Below are 16,734 nucleotides of genomic sequence, written 5' to 3'. Positions count from 1 at the left end.
GCTGCATGTCACAATCCCGGTTATTCATCGCCACATTTGGCTTGGCCTTCATTTAACCAGTAAAGCTTATCGTCATGTCACCCATCACCAGCCAGACTGATTCTGAATTACTACACGTGACCAACGACATGGCCGTGGCTACTGACCAGCGCTTTTTTGCGCTGATTCCCTGCGCCGGAACCGGCAGTCGTGCTGGTGGCAGTATGCCAAAACAGTATCAGGCATTGGCTGGCAAGCCGATGTTGTATCACTCGGTCGCGGCTTTTTCGGCTTGTGCCTTTATTACCCAGACTTTATTGGTGTTGTCACCCGAGGACGAACAGTTCCGTCCCGATTTACTGGATGGATTACGTTTTCATGCACATTACTGCGGCGGTGCCAGTCGCCAGGCTTCGGTGAAAAATGGTCTGGAAACGTTGATTGGCATGGGGGCGGGTGCCAGTGACTGGGTGCTGGTTCATGATGCGGCGCGTCCAGGGTTGACGCCAGAACTGATTGGCCAGTTGATCAATGCGCTGACCCCCGAGGATTGCGGTGCAATTTTGGCGCTGCCGGTGGCCGATACACTCAAGCAGGCTGATGACAGTGGCAATCACATTGCCGCTACCCGATCACGCGATGGTATTTGGGCAGCCCAGACCCCACAATTATTTCCGATTGGTGCCTTGCTGAAGGCGCTGATTGAAGCTGAACAGCAAGGCCTGCCAGTCACCGATGAAGCCAGTGCGATGGAAGCGATTGGTGGTCATCCGCGCCTGGTCAGAGGTCATCTATGCAATTTGAAGGTGACTTATCCTGAGGATTTTGCCCTGGCGGCACAATTGATTTCGAGCCGCTCATAACTGTATGGTGATGTCATTGCGCTGATTGTCAACTAGTTGGCAGTCAATGTATTCAGACTGCTTGTATTTAAGTGTTTACCCCAGATGCTGGGTCTCGTTTCTGATTCAAGTTCTTATTCACTCTGCCGTTATGTTGGATAAGCAGGTGGAGTAAAAATGAACCTGAATGAGAAAGCCTATGGAAAAGACACTGCTACTCGTTGATGACGAACCCAATATTCTCTCAGCCCTGACCAGACTGTTGCGTCGTGACAGTTACCGTATCCTGACTGCTCAGAGCGGTGCGGAGGGGCTGGAAATTTTAAAAAATGAACATGTCTGTGTGATCGTTTCTGATCAACGCATGTCGGGCATGATCGGTTCGGAGTTTTTGGCACAAGCCAAACTGATTCGTCCAGAAACTGTGCGCATCATTCTATCTGGCTATACCGAACTGCAATCGGTGACCGAAGCCATTAATCGCGGTGCTGTCTATAAATTTTTGACCAAACCCTGGGAAGATGACGCATTGCGTGAGGAAATTCGCGATGCATTTCGGGTTTATGGCCAGGCGCATGACAGCCGTCGTTTGAGTGACGAATTGCAGTCCACCAATCAGGCTTTGTCACAAGCCAATCTTGAACTTGAATTGCATGTTATCGACAAGACCCGCGAAGCGAACAGCAATCTGGGAGTGTTACGCGTCGCGCAGGAAATTCTGGACGCCTTGCCAATTGGCGTGCTCGGTGTGGATCAGGAAGGCTTGATTGTCAGTGTCAATCAAGCGGCTGTGATGTTGCTGGGTGGTCATCCATTATTGAGCATGTCCATTGATGAGGTATTGCCTAAAGAGTTGGTGCACCAACTAACTCATGGGCAGTCGGGGGTTGAGTTGCTGCAGTTGAATCATCAGCAAGTTCGCATCCAAATCCGTGCAATGGGGGCGCGATCGCAATCCAAGGGCTATGTGATTGTCCTGATCGCCGAGGAGCAACCATGTCTGATTTAAATGCTATACCCAAGCAAAATATGTCGGTAGCTGATGGGACAGTGATTGTGTCGACATCGCAATCAGTACTTAACGAAGCTCAGCAGCAGATGATTGAGCGGCTGACTTTTTTAATGCGTGGACATGACAACGATCTCACTATTCAGATGTTAAGTGGAATTGTTCAGAAAGTTTTGCTGGAGACATTGTCGTGAGTATCAGTACGGCACTGGATCGTCCAATGAGCCTGGATGAAATGGTGAAACAGGCCAATCGTTTTTCCTGCATTCCGGCCGAGCTTGGCGATATTTTGCGGGTGCTGGATGAGGATGATCTCAACTATGCGGAGTTGTCGGAAAAGCTGGCGCGTGAACAGTCGGTCGTGGCCAAACTACTCCGGGTCGCCAATTCTTCTTTTTATGGTAATACCGGAGAAGTCGAGACGCTGCAAAGGGCTTTTCAGATTCTGGGCCTTGCCAACACCCGAGCCATTGTGGCGACCGTGCTGGTGATTGCACGCATGCCCAAAGATCAGAACAGTCTGCTGGATCGCTTTGCCTTCTGGCAGCACACCTTGACAGTGGCGGTGTGTGCGCAACAACTTGCCCGTTACGCGGGTTTGTCTACCGATCGGGCATTCATTGCCGGTCTTTTGCATGACCTGGGCAAGATGATGCTCTATATCTATTTGCCTGAGCAGGCACGAGAAATCTACGAAGGCGTACAGGAGCAGGATCAATTTGGCATGACGCATGAATTATCCTTGCTGGGGTTCAATCATGCTGAATTGGGCGCAGAACTGGCGCGCTCATGGCAATTTCCTGAAGGCATCATTTTGCCAATCCGCTGGCATCATGAGCCAGAGCAATCCAGCGATGCACTGGCCAGTGTGGTGCATGTCGCGGATGTGATCGCCCATCTGCTCGACTTGGGACATACCGATTGGCACGGTATTCCGCCATTAAACCAGTTGGCATGGCAGCAATTAAAACTTGATCCGACTACCTTGGAGCAGGTCATCCGGCACACCTATCTGCGTGTTCAGATGCTATCCACTCTGATCTGAAATTCATGACAAAAAACGGAGACTACGATGGCCCGCACTATAAAACCAATGGACAATGCGCCTGCAACGCTGGAGATCATCCGTTTGTATCCGCTTTTTTTGAATAGCCCGGCGCTGTTATTTGATACCCAGGGTGTGATTCAGGATGTCAGTAAACAGTTGTGCGAATTGATCAATATAACGCCTGAAAGTCTGACCGGACAGATGCACCCATTCTGGAATGTGACCGGTATGTTGTCAGATCTGGGGCAGGGGCGGGTCTGGACGACTGAACGTGCCATGACGGGCGGGAATGGTAGCTGGCACTGGCTGCATTGCACGGTGTTACCCATGTTTTGTAAAGAGGGACATATCAGCCATTTCATGGAGTTGCTGGTTGATCGTACCGAACAAAAACTCAAGGAGTTGCAGGCTGAACAGCTGGCACGGGAGCATACCGAAGAGCTGGAAATTGTCACCAGGATGCTGGAGGACGATGTGGAAGAGCGTCGTCAGGTGGAGCAGCTGATGCGTGAGCAGCAGGATCAACTGGTCAATCGCAATGTTGAATTGCAGTTGCTGAATGGCAAACTGGAACAGATGCAGGGACAGTTGCTGCAATCTGAAAAGTTGGCCTCAATAGGCCAGCTGGCAGCAGGTGTGGCGCATGAAATCAATAATCCAATTGGTTATGTCAATTCCAATCTGAGCTCGCTCGAAAATTATCTGGCCGACCTGTTCAATGTGCTTGGGCAATATGAATTGATAGAAAGCCATTTACCTGATGCGGTACGCAACGGCCCATTGGCGGCCGCTAAACAGCAGGCTGATATGGTATTTTTGAAGCAGGATCTGACTGATCTGCTGGCTGAGTCGAAAGAGGGGATTTCCCGCGTCAAAAAAATTGTACAAGACCTCAAAGACTTTTCCCGCGTGGATTCCACCGAGCAGTGGGAGATGGCTGATTTGCATCGCTGTTTGGATAGCACCCTCAATATCGTCCACAACGAAATCAAGTACAAGGCCGAGGTCAAGAAAGAATACGGTGAACTGCCCAATATTGAATGCCTGCCTTCGCAGCTAAACCAGGTATTCATGAATTTGCTGGTCAATGCGGGTCATGCCATCAAAGAGTCGGGTGTTGTCTGGATCAAAACAGGTATTGGCAAAGAGCGTATCTGGGTTGAGATTGAAGATAACGGCTGCGGGATCTCAAGCGAAAATCTTAAAAAAGTCTTTGATCCCTTTTTTACCACCAAGCCAGTTGGCAAGGGTACCGGGCTGGGGCTGTCATTGTCATACGGGATCATTCAAAAACATGGTGGCGAAATTGAAGTCCATAGCCAGGTTGGTAAAGGCACGACTTTTCGTGTTTGGCTACCGATGGTTCAAAAACATCTCAATCTGGCTGGTGGCGATACGCTCCAGCCAGGTAACGATCAGTCAAACAGCCTGACTGAATCACTTTCATTACAGGGCATTGCATCATGACGACTGACGCCACATTAATGGACCGAGTGCACGATACAGGCCAGCTCCCTGTCCAGACACCGGCTACACCCGCCATCGTGGCGGGTCCTTCACTGTTGCTGGTGGATGATGAGCCCAATATTTTGCAGGCATTGCGGCGCCTGTTTCGTGCGCAGGGTTATCAGATTACCTTGGCACATGGTGGACAGGAAGCGCTCGACATCATGCAATCCCAGTCATTTGATCTGGTGATTTCGGACATGCGCATGCCGGAGATGAATGGCGCACAGTTTTTGGCGCAGGCCTATCAAAAATGGCCCGAGACGATGCGTATCCTATTGACGGGCTATGCCGATATTGCTTCGACAGTGGAGGCGATCAATGATGGTCATATCTTCAGATATATTGCCAAACCGTGGCAGGATGCGGACATTCTTTTAGTGGTCAAACAGGCTTTGGAAATGAAGCTGTTGGCCGAAGAAAAGTTGCGACTGGAGCGTTTGACACAACAGCAAAATGAACAGCTCAAACAGTTTAATCAGACGCTGGAAGCCAAAGTCAAGGCACGTACTTCCGAGCTTGAGCAGACCATGGGTTTTCTGGAGTTGGCCAACGGTGATTTAAAGAAAAATTTCATTAATTCGGTCAAGGTTTTTTCCGGGCTGATTGAGTTGCGTGCAGGCTCGCTGGCCGGGCATTCACGGCGGGTGGCCGATATGGCCAAGGCGATTGCGGTGGCCATGAAGTTGCCTGGCAGTGAGGTGCAAGACGTTGTGTTGGCTTCCTATCTGCATGATGTTGGCAAGATTGGTTTGAGTGATGAGGTACTGGACAAACCCTTTTTGCATTTGACGACTGACGAACGCAAGGCTGTCATGGCGCATCCGGCCAAGGGACAGCAGGTCTTGATGGCCATGGAGCAATTGCAGGTCGCTGCACAGATCATCCGCTCACACCATGAGCGTCACGATGGTGAGGGGTTTCCTGATGGTTTGGCCGGAGCGGCGATTCCAATCGGAGCGCGCATCGTGGCTGTGGCCAATGACTTTGATGCCCTGCAGATTGGCACACTGCAAGCCAAAAAGCTGAGTCGTGAAGAGTCCATCGCATTGATCAAGAAAAATGCCGGCAAACGCTACGATCCCGATGTGGTCGAGGCATTCTGTTCGGTTGTGGTGAGTGAAGTGAAAGTGACTCAGTCCGAACACGAGCGCGAAGTCGCCAGCAATGATCTGAAGCCTGGCATGAAGCTGGCGCGCGATATCGTGGCCCGCGATGGCCTGCTGTTGCTTGCCGCTGATCATGTGCTGGATGCACGGGTGATTGAGCAGATCAAGTATTACGAACGCACCGATGGCAAAAGTTTGCATGTGTGTGTTTTGAATGTTGCAGCTGGCTAGCCCAATCTGGTAGCACCAAATAACCGAGTCAGATAAACCAGGGTCAAGAATAAGGAGACACCATGTATCGATTGCTGATAGTTGATGATGAACCGCATATCCTCAGTGCTTTACGGCGCATTTTTACGCGACGTGATGCCTTGGGCGTACATTACCTGGTTGAGACATTTGATAATCCTGAAGCCGCTTTGGTGCGAGCCCGACAACTACCTATTGACCTCGTGTTATCGGACTATCGTATGCCCGAGATGGATGGCGTGACTTTTTTACAGGCTTTTCGCAAGATTCAGCCAGATGCCATGCGTCTGATTTTGTCAGGTTATGCCGATTTGCAAGCGGTGTTGAGTGCATTGAACGAAGCAGAGATTTATCGTTTTATCTGCAAACCGTGGCAAGACTATGAGCTGCGTACTACGATTGCCCAAGCCTTGTCATATCGCAATCTGATCCTTGAAAACCAGCAGCTGGCCGATATTATCCGCGTCACACGCGGCAAACTGAGTGCCCAGGATGCTGAGTTACGCCGTTTGGAGCGTGAGCATCCGGGTATCACCCAGGTTGAATGGACTGAGGATGGCGCCGTCATTTTGGATGACCTGGACTGATCCCAGGTACGTCTTCCAGGCACGCATTGCCAATATCGAACCCTACCAAAACATGAAGCTGATGGTATGAGCATTGCTGATATAAGGGCTTTTTTGCCTTTATTTCAAACAAAAGGAACGATTATGACAGTGGCACAATTGATTATCGCTTTGCAGTCTATGCCTGCCAATGCTGTGGTGCTGTTTCAGGGGGACACCGGCTACGATCTGGTGGCCGGACTGGAGTTTCAGAAAAACGAACAGGGTCTGCCAGATGAAGTGATTCTTTTTCCAGACATGACGCCAGATTAGTAGTGAAATTGAATTAAATAAATGACCAGCCCGGTCGTTATGGTTGATGTGGCGGTGTCAATCCGTCAGGCGATGATTCAAGAATCATGCGCCATTAGAAATGACATAAAAAAGGAGAACCTGATGTCAATTGCCAAACGATTATTAATTTTGATTTCCCTGTCGATTGTTTGCCTGCTTACGTTGGGGGCCGTCTCCTTGTATGAGATGAACAAGATCAATGCCAATGTCGAGCAATTCAAGTCCAATATTTTGCCCAGTTACGAGATGTTGTATGAATCCATGGGGTTGGTGCGCAAAATCAATCGCGAGGTTTTTGAACACATGGCTTTTGACAAAGCGGAGGAAAAGCAGCGTGTCGAAGAGGAAATGGCTCAGACCCGCACGGCTTTGCAGGCCCAACTGAAAAACTACCGTGCCGCGGCTATCAGTGATGCAGAGGATTTGCGACTGTTCACCAAGGTTGAGGCTAATGTTGAAGAATTTCTGACCTTGTCTGCTGAAACGCTGGCGATATCGCGCCAGAATGATCTGGCCAGAGCACGCGAGAATCAGAGCATGAATCACGATATTATTCGCGATGCGGTAGCAGCGCTGCAGGCGGATATTGATTACAACCGCCAGCTGGGTGAAGGGCTGTATACCAGCAGCCAGCTGGGTTTCAAATTCAGTCTGTATCTGGTGATCGGCATGACTTTACTGGCTATTGGCCTGTTTTCCTTTTTAGGTTATAGCCTGTTCCAGCATATTGCCAGTTCGCTGGGTGCCATGCAGTCGGTTGTTTCCGGGATTGAGCGTGATCTGGACTTTACCCGCCGTGCACCAGTTGGTCAGCAAGATGAGGTTGGCCGTACGATTTCAGCCTTTAATCTGTTGATCGCCAAAATTCAATCGACATTGACGCAGATGAATGCGGGTACCAATCGTGTATCGGGTGCGGCTTCCGGATTGTCCACTGCGGCTCAGCAGGTGTCAGCCAGTTCTTCGCATCAAAGCGAATCTTCGTCCAATATGGCAGCCAGTGTTGAAGAAATGACCGTCAGTATTACTCAGGTGGCTGATCGGGTCGGCGAAGCCAACCAGATGATCAGTGAGGCTGGAAAACTGGCTGCACAAAGCGAAGACGTGATCAATGCCACCCTGGAAGACATTCATGCTATTTCAACCACTGTGCAGGAAGCCTCTTCCGAAATTGCCAAGCTGGAACTCAATAGTTCGCAAATCAGCAGTGTGTTGACCATTATTAAAGAAGTGGCTGAGCAGACCAATCTGCTGGCACTCAACGCGGCGATTGAAGCGGCGCGGGCAGGTGAACAGGGCCGCGGTTTTGCCGTGGTGGCAGATGAAGTTCGTAAGCTGGCTGAGCGTACGACGACATCGACTGAAGAAATCGCCGGCAGTATTTCCAATATGCAAAGCAGCTCACAGCGTGCGGTCAATTGCATGAAGAAAGTGGTCGATAATGTTGAAACGGGTGTGTCACGTGCTCAGCAGGCTACCGAAGCGATCAAGCAGATCAGCAACAGCACGCAACAAACCATTCAGACAGTCAACGAGATCAATGTGTCGGTTCGAGAGCAGAGCTATGCGATGAACAATATTGCCCAGCAAGTGGAAAAAATTGCCCAGATGACGGAAGAAAACAGCGCGGCAGCACACTCCACATCTGAAACGGCGCGTCAGCTTGATAATGTGGCCAATGATATGCAGCATATGGTAGCGCAATTCCGGCTGGCTTAATTACTTGTCATTAGATTGATTTTGAGGGGGTATGTGTCAAAACATACCCCCTTAAGTGCTTTAAATAAGCCTCTTTTATAATACTTATATCCAGTATAATATTTGCCAGTTTCCTGAAAGGCAGATGACATGGTATTTCGAATTGGACAAGGCTTTGATGTACACGCACTGGTCAGCGGTCGTAAACTCATTATTGGTGGTATTGAGGTGCCATTTGATAAAGGTTTGCTAGGCCATTCAGATGCCGATGTTTTATTGCACGCCATTACCGATGCCTTGTTAGGCGCAGCCGGTATTGGCGATATCGGCCAGCATTTTCCAGATACCGATCCCCAATATGCCGGTGTTGACAGCAAGGTACTGCTGCGTGAAGCTTATGCCCGCGTCAGGCAGACCGGTTACAGTCTTGGCAATATTGACGCTACCATCATTGCTCAAGCGCCCAAAATGGCACCTTATATTCCTGCGATGATTGCCACGATTGCGGTCTCTTTAGGTATCAAACAGACTCAGGTCAATATCAAGGCAAAAACCACCGAGCGCCTGGGTTTTACTGGTCGAGGCGAGGGTATTGCAGCAGAAGCAGTTTGCATGCTGTTGGCTCTGTAGGCTTGAAATTAGAATCAGTTCAGTGCCATCAGGATAATGGCAAACCCTGCCAGTTGTTAATGAAGCTGCTGACATCGTATGCTTCAAGTGGCCGGGATAAGAGATAACCTTGCACCATGTCACAACGCATGATTTTTAAATGCGCCAGCTGCTCTATGGTTTCCACACCTTCTGCGACCACGCTCACTTCCAGGCTACGTGCCAAACCGATGATGGCGCTGGCAATCAGGGCATCGTCGACTTCACTGACGATATCGTTGACAAATGATTTATCAATCTTGAGCGAGTCAACCTGAAAGCGCCGCAAATAACTCAAACTCGAGTAGCCAGTTCCAAAATCATCAATGCTGACATGGGCACCCAATTGCTTGATATGGCGGATCGTACTGGATGCTGCTTCGGCATCTTGCATGATGTCGGATTCGGTAATTTCAAATTCAAGTAAATCCGGATCCAGGCGGGTGTCGGCAATCACGTTTTGAATCACATTACTCAGCGTTTTTAAATTGAACTGGCGTGCCGACAAGTTAATGGCGATTCTGAATCGAGGTAAGCCCTGTTCCTGCCAGACGCGCAACTGACGACAGGCTTCCTGAATTACCCATTCACCAATCGGCACAATCACACCCGTTTCTTCGGCGATGGGAATGAAACGGTCGGGGCTGATAGCACCATAGACAGGATGGGTCCAGCGCAACAATGCTTCCACGCCGACGATCTGACCGCTGTGCAAGTCAAACTGAGGTTGATAGACCAGTCGCAATTCATGTCTGGACAAGGCGCCCCGCAAACCACTTTCCAGGCGCAGACGTTCCTGCATGGCATGGTTGATGTCTGGCGTAAAAAACTGATAACCATTGCGTCCCTGATCTTTGGCACGGTACATGGCCGCATCGGCTCGGCGCATCAACTCATTGATCTGCTGGGCATCATCAGGATAGATCGTGATACCAATGGAGGCTGAAATATAAACTTCCTGCCCCTGCACTTCAAAAGGGCTGGAAAGCTCGCGAAGGATTTTCTGCGCCACAGTCGCAACAGCTTCAAGCTGCGTCACATTGGGCAGCAGTACCGTATATTCATCGCCACCCTGACGTGACACCGTATCGCCTTCGCGAGTACAGGAACGAATGCGATTGGCGACCGTCTTGAGTAACTCATCACCGACCTGATGACCCAGACTATCATTGACTACTTTAAATCGATCCAGATCAATATACATGATGGCCAGTTTGTCACCATTGCGATGTGCTTGTGCGATGGCTTGTGCCAGCCGATCCTGCATCAGTGAACGGTTGGGTAGACGGGTCAGCGTATCAAAGTGTGCCAGGTAGGAAAGCTGATCCTCACCATGCGTGCGTTCAATCGCGGCCGACAAAATATTGGCAATCGACTGCAGAAAATTTAAATCCTGATCAGTGAAGGCATTATATTCAGTACTGAACGCGGCCAAGACACCATAGCGATCGAAACGACCACGCACAATCGTTGTGATGGCCGAATGAATATGGTGACTGAGTAAAAATGATTCCGGCTTGATTCGCTCATGACGGGTGATGTCATCAATAATCATGGGTCTGTCTTGTTGATAGACGCGGGTAGTCAATCCTTCTGCACCATCAAAGACGGCCTTGTCCACCGTACTGTCGCGCCAGCCAAAACCCGCACGCATCATGAATTTTTGCTGGTTTTCAACCGGCTCAATGAAACTGGCAAAGTCGACTTTAAAGGTATGTGCAATTTTGCGGGTGGCAACCTTAAACAGATAGATCAGGCTTTGCCCTGCCAGCGCGTACAAGCCCAAGTCGGCTACCACGGCTTGTTGATTGGCACGGATGATGGTCTGCTCCTCGGCCTGTTTGCGTTCATGGATATCACTCATGCTGATGATCCACTCCAGCAATTGATTGTGCTGATCAATGATCGGCACAATACGACATAAAATATGCCGGTACAGGCCATCGGCCAATAGTAGACGAAACTCGCAGTGATCCGCTTGTCCTTGCTGCAGTGTTTCGGCAAATTTCTTCTCAGTGTCCGCTCGATCATGGGGATGCACCCGCTGCAGCCAAACCCCTTGCAGAACTTCTTCTCGTTTGAGTCCCGTCAAGGCCAGAAAGTTGTCGGATAGCTCAAGAATACGGCCGTCTGAATCCGTAATCCAGACACTGAAGGCGGCACTGTCCACCAAGGAGCGATAGCGTAACAAACCTCGCTGAATTTGCGCTTCGGCCATGCGTTGACGGGTTTCATCTTCAACAATGCCCAAAGCACCAATGATCTGCCCTTCGGCATTTTTTAGTGGCGATACGGTAACTTTATTGATGCCTTTTCTACCCAAAGGCGTGTAATCGAAAGCCACATTTTCAACTTCCAGCGTTTGTCCTTGCAAGGCGAGGCCAATCATACTATCCAGTTTTTCTCTGATCTTGATAGGTGCAACTTCATTGGGATGTTTACCCAGGACATCCATTGCCTTGATGCCTGCAAGATTTTCCATGAAGTTATTCCACAACTGATAGCGATGATCCTTCCCGTAGACAATAATGCCTTCCTGGGCACAGTTAATGACCTGACGATTGAATTCAAAGGCCTCACGAAGTTTTTGTTCACGTTCCTTTTGTTCGGTGATATCGATCTGTGCACCAAGAATCCGGATCGACGGATGATTTTCAATTTTTAAAAAACTATAGTTTTGCCGCATCCAGACATAATGTCCATCCTTATGGCGCAATCGCAGCTCCATAATTAAATTTTCAAAGTTTTCCTGATGACGTTTGATGGCAGAAGCAAAATCCACCATGTCTTCCGGGTGGATCGCTTGCAACAACGTGCGATAGTCATCATCAATTTCGGTGTCGGTATAACCCAGCATGGCTTTCCACTGCCGGGAATAGCTGGCATTGCTGGTATCTGGATACCACTCAAAGAGGCCAATTTGACCATTATCCACAGCGACATTCAGAGTTTCTTCCTGAATGCGTGCCAAATGAAGCAGAGAAGTTAATTCCTGATTACTCAGTTCAATCCGATTGTAATGATGGACGATCAGCCAATATAAGGCGATGCTGGTGACAAGGATGTAAAACCATCCCTTATAGAGCTGGATTTGAGCGATGGTGTGATGGTCGTTATTGACCAGCCAAGCCAAGGTCATATCGCTGGCCAGAATCCAGATGAATCCGGCAATGAGATACAGAGCGGCAATTCGTAGTCCCACCGATTTTGCTGATTCCAGCTGCATAGAACTCCTGGCCACGTGTATATGCTTCAAATACATTGTTGACCCAGTCGCCCTGGATGGATATTGGTAGTAATGCTACTGGTGGTGATTTATTTCACGAGGCAATAAAAAAGGCCGGATGAATCCGGCCGTTGAAGAACGCAAAAAGGTTGGGTGATTATTGCTCGGCGGCAATCACTTGAGCGGCAGCATTGATAGAAGCTGCAATTCGACCAACATCACGCAGCTGCTGGGAAGACATGCCTTCTTTTTTGAGCAGGTCAAAATGAGACTTGATGCAGAAATGGCATTTACCAATAATGGATGCGGCAAGGGCGTACATTTCGAAGCGACGCTTGTCGACACCGCCATGCGTGGCGTAGGCATTCATGCGTAATTGAGCTGGCTGACTTTTTAGGTCAGCATCTTCAGTCATTTCAACAAAGGGATACCAGACGTTGTTCATGCCCATCAAGGCAGAGGCAGTCAGACTGGCATTTAATTCTTCGGGTGACAACACACCGGCAGCTTTGATGGCATCAATAATGGGTTTGCTTTTGGCAGCAAAAGCCGCAGCCAGTGCAACACCGACAGCGTCATTGCCTTCCAGTGTGGAGCGGGCAATGGTGCCGTCGATATTAAGACGAATATCTTTGGCGTAATCGGGAATGAGATTTTTGATTATATTTAAAAATTCCATAGAATTCTCCTATGAATTGTGGCTTTAAAAACCCGCATGAGCGGGTTTTTATTGTCAGAACAGGCAATTACAGTGTTGCACCGCCTACTGAGCGGTTGCAAGGGCACAGTTCGTCAGTTTGCAGACCATCCAGAATACGCAATACTTCAGCTGGGCTACGACCAACATTGAGGTTGTTAACAGAGACGTGCTGAATCACATTGTCAGGGTCAACAATGAAAGTGGCGCGCAGTGCCACACCAGCGGATTTATCACGTACGCCGAGCATATCAACCAATGAACCGGTAGCATCGCCAAAAGCATAGTGGTTCAGCTTGTCCAGATCTTTGTGGTCACGGCGCCATGCCAGTTTGCAGAATTCGTTATCGGTGGAACCACCCATCAGGACGGCGTCGCGATCAGCAAAATCGGAGGCCAGTTTGGCAAACTCAACGATTTCAGTTGGGCAGACAAAGGTGAAATCTTTTGGGTAAAAGTAAATGATTTTCCATTTGCCAGGGAAGGAAGCTTCGGTGATGTCTTCAAAAGCAGAAACACCGTTTTCTTCGTGATTGTTAAAACCTGGCTTGGCGGCTGGGACCTTAAATGGTTCGAGTTTTTCACCAACTGTTTTCATGTCAATTCTCCTGTCTGGTTAAAAATAATCAATAGTGGGTCACACCTGTTTGATGTAACCATATTAACCTATTAAATGCAAATGTCTAATAGTTAATAACTAAGTGTCTGATAGATGAAGTCAGCAATATTTGGCCAATCAGCTTTGGATCAAAGGCTAATCTTGGCAGATTTTCGTGACAATCATCTGACCAATGTCATGGGAAGTGACATCAAGCAGCCATCGTTTAAGCTGGCGTGTCAGGGCAGGGAAGGTGGCGCGAGGTCAATTAAAAGCCCGCGGTATCAGCGGTCGGAAAGCGAATGGTAATTTGTAAACCAGCTTCGGGACGATTGGATAATGCCCAGCGACCGCGGTGGCTTTTAACAATACGTTCAACAATCGCCAGGCCCAGTCCGGTGCCGGGGATGACTTCGGCCAGCTCATCATCGCCAAACATGCTGTCCTGGGTGCGGGCCTCATTGCCACGCACAAAGGGGTGGCTGATCCGTTCCAGATCTTCTTCCGGCACACCAGGACCATCATCAAAGAAGATCATTTCAATCTGATCACTGCGTTCGATATAACGCGTGCCAATGGTGATGAACACGGGGTTGAGAGGATCTTTTTTGGCATATTTGCGTGCGTTTTCAATCAGATTAGTAATGAGTCGTTTGAGCTCGACCGGATCGCCCATCAGGTCGGGAATGTCTTCGCGCAGGCGCGTGAAAAAAAGTACGTCGCTGACGGCATCAAAACGCGCCGAGGTTTCATTGATGATGGCATTGAGATCCAGTGTTTCCATTTTCATGGAATCTGGACGGGCATAGTGAAGAAATTGACCAATGATGGCATTCATCTGTTCGATATCACTGTGCAAGGCCAGTTTGGCATTTTCGTCGGCGGGTGTCAGTTCGATTTCCATTGCCATGCGGGTCAGCGGGGTGCGCAGATCATGCGAAATACCGGCCAGCATGGTGGTGCGCTCGTATTCAACGCGCTGCAGTTCTTCGGCCATCTGGTTAAAACTGGTATTGGCTTGCCGCACTTCAAGTGGTCCGCGCTCGGGCAATGGCTTGAATTTTTGCCCTTTGGATAAGGCCTGAGCACTTTCGGACAATCTGGCGAGTGGGTGATTGACCAGTCCGGTAATCCAGGCGGCTCCCAGCAGCGATAACACCAGGGCAAACAGGCCCCAGCCTATCCATTGCAGGCTTTGCGCATTGTCGAGCCGGTCCCGGGCGATTTCGACCCAATAGCCGTCATTGGCAATAAAAAAATTGACCCATAAACCATCCAGGCCATTCACTTGCGAAGCCAAATGGGTTTTGTCACCCAGTTTATTGCGTACCTGGCGTTCCACCAGTTTCCAGAAGGTGCTGTCTTCAAAGAGGCGGCCAGCAAACCAGCCGTCGTTAAGGTCGGTAACTGGCGCATATTGATCATCGCCTTCCAGTGCATAAATCCGTACGCCTTCGTTTTTTGCCAGGTCTGACAATAGGGCATGGCGTTTGTCGGGGCGGGAATAGAGAAGCGACGCGCGGGTGATATTGACGACCGACACAATCTGCTGCGAAAACTGGGCAGCGCGTGGGCCACGTTCCAACACCCTGAAACTCTGAAACCAGGCAATCAGGCTGACCATGATCAGCGCCGCCAGTAGCACAAAGGTACGAAGAAAAAGACTGTTCCACCAATAGGACAGCTTGATCCACTGAAAGGAACTCCAGTGGCGTCTATGAGAGAGCTTTTTTTTGGGTGGGGTGCTGACAGAACCTGCTGTCAGATCGGTTTGGTCGATACTCACTCGGTGTATTTTTATGGGTCTGTGAAAGGTCTTATTTTATCTACCTAACGCCATTAAATATCAAGAACAAAGTCAATTTTCAGGGAGTATGTCAAACGGAGCGGGTAATCAACGGTATTGGCCGCAATCCTGACCAGGTTGCTGAGCCTGCTTTTTACCGTAATGTTTCTCACATTGTCTTTATTAGCCCGCTGCTTTTTGGGTTGCCGTTTCATCCGCACCATCCGGAATGAACACATAACCCAAACCCCATACCGTCTGGATATAACGTGGGCTGGAAGGATCCGGTTCAATCAGTTTGCGCAGGCGTGAAATCTGTACATCCAGGCTGCGGTCAAAGACTTCATATTCGCGGCCACGGGCCAACTCCATCAATTTTTCGCGAGATAGCGGTTGACGCGCATGACGGGCAAAGACCTTCATGACTGAAAATTCGCCGGTGGTGAGATTGATGTCCTCACCATTTTTGGTCAGGGTGCGGTTGGCCAGATTGAGTACGCAATCGCCAAATACAAACATGGACATGGTTTCCGATGGTGCACCGGGTACTTCTTCGCGCGTTTTGCGACGCAGCACAGCTTGAATCCGTGCCAGCAATTCACGCGGATTGAATGGTTTGGCCAGATAGTCATCGGCACCCATTTCAAGGCCGACGATACGATCGACATCCTCACCTTTGGCTGTGAGCATGATGATTGGCGTCTGATCATTGCCGCCACGCAGACGTCGACAGATGGACAGACCATCTTCGCCGGGCATCATCAGATCAAGGATCAACATATCAAAGCGCTCTCGTAACCAGATACGGTTGAACGCCTGCGCACTTTCCGCCACAAAGACATTAAAGCCGTTTTCAGTCAGATAACGGCGCAGCAGATCGCGCAGTCGTTGATCATCATCGACAACGAGAATTTTTTGGGCTGTAGAGGTAGTAGTCATAGTTCAATCTTACCGCGATGAGTTTTTGTTGAGTACCCGAAATAGAGGGGTGAAACACCCCGTTACATTCTTTTTAAATGAAGTTGCAAGTAACTGACGTTGTAAGGTAACGCATTACCACTACACTAACGGTATGAATAAATTTGCTTTTTTGAACAAGTTTGCTGTCCAGATCGGAATAGTTTTAATTCTGGCAGGAATTTTGAACAATCCACTCACTAGTCTGGCCGGTTCTGACCAAAATCAGACTTGGCAGGCCGTCCAGGAAACCGCCATCAGGGAGCGGATGGCTCTTCGCGAACTGAAAAATCGTGAGTCGGTCAACCCAGCGTCCTCTCAAGAAGTTATTTCCTCCATGAGCCCAGAAGAGCGACGGTTATTGCGCCAACACATTCATGATGTGGGTCGCGAGCTATATCCCGTTGTGCAAAAGGCCTCACACTAATTTCACAGATTGCTTGACTCAATCGTGTATCAAATGCCATCTGGCAAAGTGGCTTG

16 protein-coding genes are annotated in these 16,734 nt (G+C 49.4%); 11 read left to right on the top strand and 5 right to left on the bottom strand.

Features of this window, described 5'->3' with window-relative positions:
* The first annotated feature begins 128 nt into the window (after positions 1–128).
* The 10 genes from ispD to ispF all read left to right on the top strand — a co-directional run bounded on the left by ispD (position 129) and on the right by ispF (position 8,969).
* On the top strand, positions 129–842 hold the full coding sequence (gene ispD / locus ACMYR3_RS09345) for a 2-C-methyl-D-erythritol 4-phosphate cytidylyltransferase (RefSeq protein ID WP_424196436.1): 714 nt from the start codon (positions 129–131) through the stop codon (positions 840–842).
* Between the two features lie 178 nt (positions 843–1,020).
* Positions 1,021–1,830: a response regulator gene (locus tag ACMYR3_RS09340; RefSeq protein ID WP_424191562.1), complete on the top strand. Its 810-nt coding sequence runs from the start codon at positions 1,021–1,023 to the stop codon at positions 1,828–1,830.
* Positions 1,818–2,024 carry a hypothetical protein gene (locus ACMYR3_RS09335; RefSeq protein WP_424191560.1) on the top strand — a complete coding sequence of 69 codons (207 nt, stop codon included), beginning with the start codon at positions 1,818–1,820 and terminating at the stop codon, positions 2,022–2,024. The genes ACMYR3_RS09340 and ACMYR3_RS09335 overlap by 13 nt, the downstream gene beginning before the upstream one ends.
* Complete coding sequence (locus tag ACMYR3_RS09330; protein WP_424191558.1) at positions 2,021–2,875, top strand: HDOD domain-containing protein; 855 nt, start codon at positions 2,021–2,023, stop codon at positions 2,873–2,875. The genes ACMYR3_RS09335 and ACMYR3_RS09330 overlap by 4 nt, the downstream gene beginning before the upstream one ends.
* A 27-nt stretch (positions 2,876–2,902) precedes the next feature.
* Positions 2,903–4,345, top strand: coding sequence for an ATP-binding protein (locus ACMYR3_RS09325; RefSeq protein ID WP_424191556.1), 1,443 nt, complete (start codon positions 2,903–2,905; stop codon positions 4,343–4,345).
* Positions 4,342–5,724 (top strand): HD domain-containing phosphohydrolase, encoded by a 1,383-nt coding sequence (locus ACMYR3_RS09320; protein ID WP_424191554.1) that lies wholly within the window; start codon positions 4,342–4,344, stop codon positions 5,722–5,724. Before ACMYR3_RS09325 ends, ACMYR3_RS09320 begins: the two co-directional genes overlap by 4 nt.
* Before the next feature lie 62 nt (positions 5,725–5,786).
* Positions 5,787–6,329, top strand: a complete 543-nt coding sequence (locus tag ACMYR3_RS09315; RefSeq protein ID WP_424191552.1) for a response regulator — start codon at positions 5,787–5,789, stop codon at positions 6,327–6,329.
* A gap of 66 nt (positions 6,330–6,395) precedes the next feature.
* On the top strand, positions 6,396–6,620 hold the full coding sequence (locus ACMYR3_RS09310) for a hypothetical protein (RefSeq protein ID WP_424191550.1): 225 nt from the start codon (positions 6,396–6,398) through the stop codon (positions 6,618–6,620).
* A 123-nt stretch (positions 6,621–6,743) separates the two neighbouring features.
* Entirely contained in the window at positions 6,744–8,360 is a 1,617-nt protein-coding gene (locus ACMYR3_RS09305) for a methyl-accepting chemotaxis protein (RefSeq protein WP_424191548.1), read from the top strand.
* Between the two features lie 129 nt (positions 8,361–8,489).
* Positions 8,490–8,969, top strand: coding sequence for a 2-C-methyl-D-erythritol 2,4-cyclodiphosphate synthase (ispF, locus tag ACMYR3_RS09300; protein ID WP_424191546.1), 480 nt, complete (start codon positions 8,490–8,492; stop codon positions 8,967–8,969).
* 28 nt (positions 8,970–8,997) lie between these two features.
* On the opposite strand, the gene ACMYR3_RS09295 is transcribed toward ispF, so the two are convergent.
* The 5 genes from ACMYR3_RS09295 to ompR all read right to left on the bottom strand — a co-directional run bounded on the left by ACMYR3_RS09295 (position 8,998) and on the right by ompR (position 16,233).
* The gene (locus ACMYR3_RS09295) at positions 8,998–12,213 is read right to left on the bottom strand and encodes an EAL domain-containing protein (protein ID WP_424191544.1); all 3,216 of its coding nucleotides are present in this window, start codon (positions 12,211–12,213) and stop codon (positions 8,998–9,000) included.
* Positions 12,214–12,370: 157 nt separating this feature from the next.
* Positions 12,371–12,892, bottom strand: a complete 522-nt coding sequence (locus ACMYR3_RS09290; protein WP_424191542.1) for a carboxymuconolactone decarboxylase family protein — start codon at positions 12,890–12,892, stop codon at positions 12,371–12,373.
* A 67-nt stretch (positions 12,893–12,959) separates the two neighbouring features.
* Complete coding sequence (locus ACMYR3_RS09285; RefSeq protein WP_424191540.1) at positions 12,960–13,508, bottom strand: peroxiredoxin; 549 nt, start codon at positions 13,506–13,508, stop codon at positions 12,960–12,962.
* A 268-nt stretch (positions 13,509–13,776) separates the two neighbouring features.
* Positions 13,777–15,294: an ATP-binding protein gene (locus ACMYR3_RS09280; protein WP_424191538.1), complete on the bottom strand. Its 1,518-nt coding sequence runs from the start codon at positions 15,292–15,294 to the stop codon at positions 13,777–13,779.
* A 183-nt stretch (positions 15,295–15,477) separates the two neighbouring features.
* Positions 15,478–16,233 (bottom strand): two-component system response regulator OmpR, encoded by a 756-nt coding sequence (gene ompR, locus ACMYR3_RS09275; protein WP_424191536.1) that lies wholly within the window; start codon positions 16,231–16,233, stop codon positions 15,478–15,480.
* A gap of 202 nt (positions 16,234–16,435) precedes the next feature.
* Between ompR and ACMYR3_RS09270 the strand changes: the two genes are divergently transcribed.
* Positions 16,436–16,678, top strand: coding sequence for a hypothetical protein (locus ACMYR3_RS09270; protein ID WP_424191534.1), 243 nt, complete (start codon positions 16,436–16,438; stop codon positions 16,676–16,678).
* Positions 16,679–16,734: the final 56 nt, after the last annotated feature.

This window comes from Ampullimonas aquatilis (assembly GCF_049675895.1).
In the GTDB taxonomy this organism is placed as follows: domain Bacteria; phylum Pseudomonadota; class Gammaproteobacteria; order Burkholderiales; family Burkholderiaceae_D; genus Ampullimonas; species Ampullimonas aquatilis.
The sequence above is the reverse complement of the archived record's forward strand: the minus strand, read 5'-3'. Positions and strand labels throughout refer to the sequence as shown.

Excerpts from the sequence above, each read along its gene's own strand:
- ispD (WP_424196436.1), top strand. The coding sequence starts at position 129 with ATGGCCGTGGCTACTGACCAGCGCTTTTTTGCGCTGATTCCCTGCGCC.
- ACMYR3_RS09340 (WP_424191562.1), top strand. The coding sequence starts at position 1,021 with ATGGAAAAGACACTGCTACTCGTTGATGACGAACCCAATATTCTCTCA.
- ACMYR3_RS09335 (WP_424191560.1), top strand. The coding sequence starts at position 1,818 with ATGTCTGATTTAAATGCTATACCCAAGCAAAATATGTCGGTAGCTGAT.
- ACMYR3_RS09325 (WP_424191556.1), top strand. The coding sequence starts at position 2,903 with ATGGCCCGCACTATAAAACCAATGGACAATGCGCCTGCAACGCTGGAG.
- ACMYR3_RS09320 (WP_424191554.1), top strand. The coding sequence starts at position 4,342 with ATGACGACTGACGCCACATTAATGGACCGAGTGCACGATACAGGCCAG.
- ACMYR3_RS09315 (WP_424191552.1), top strand. The coding sequence starts at position 5,787 with ATGTATCGATTGCTGATAGTTGATGATGAACCGCATATCCTCAGTGCT.
- ACMYR3_RS09310 (WP_424191550.1), top strand. The coding sequence starts at position 6,396 with ATGAGCATTGCTGATATAAGGGCTTTTTTGCCTTTATTTCAAACAAAA.
- ACMYR3_RS09305 (WP_424191548.1), top strand. The coding sequence starts at position 6,744 with ATGTCAATTGCCAAACGATTATTAATTTTGATTTCCCTGTCGATTGTT.
- ispF (WP_424191546.1), top strand. The coding sequence starts at position 8,490 with ATGGTATTTCGAATTGGACAAGGCTTTGATGTACACGCACTGGTCAGC.
- ACMYR3_RS09295 (WP_424191544.1), bottom strand. The coding sequence starts at position 12,213 with ATGCAGCTGGAATCAGCAAAATCGGTGGGACTACGAATTGCCGCTCTG.
- ACMYR3_RS09290 (WP_424191542.1), bottom strand. The coding sequence starts at position 12,892 with ATGGAATTTTTAAATATAATCAAAAATCTCATTCCCGATTACGCCAAA.
- ACMYR3_RS09285 (WP_424191540.1), bottom strand. The coding sequence starts at position 13,508 with ATGAAAACAGTTGGTGAAAAACTCGAACCATTTAAGGTCCCAGCCGCC.
- ompR (WP_424191536.1), bottom strand. The coding sequence starts at position 16,233 with ATGACTACTACCTCTACAGCCCAAAAAATTCTCGTTGTCGATGATGAT.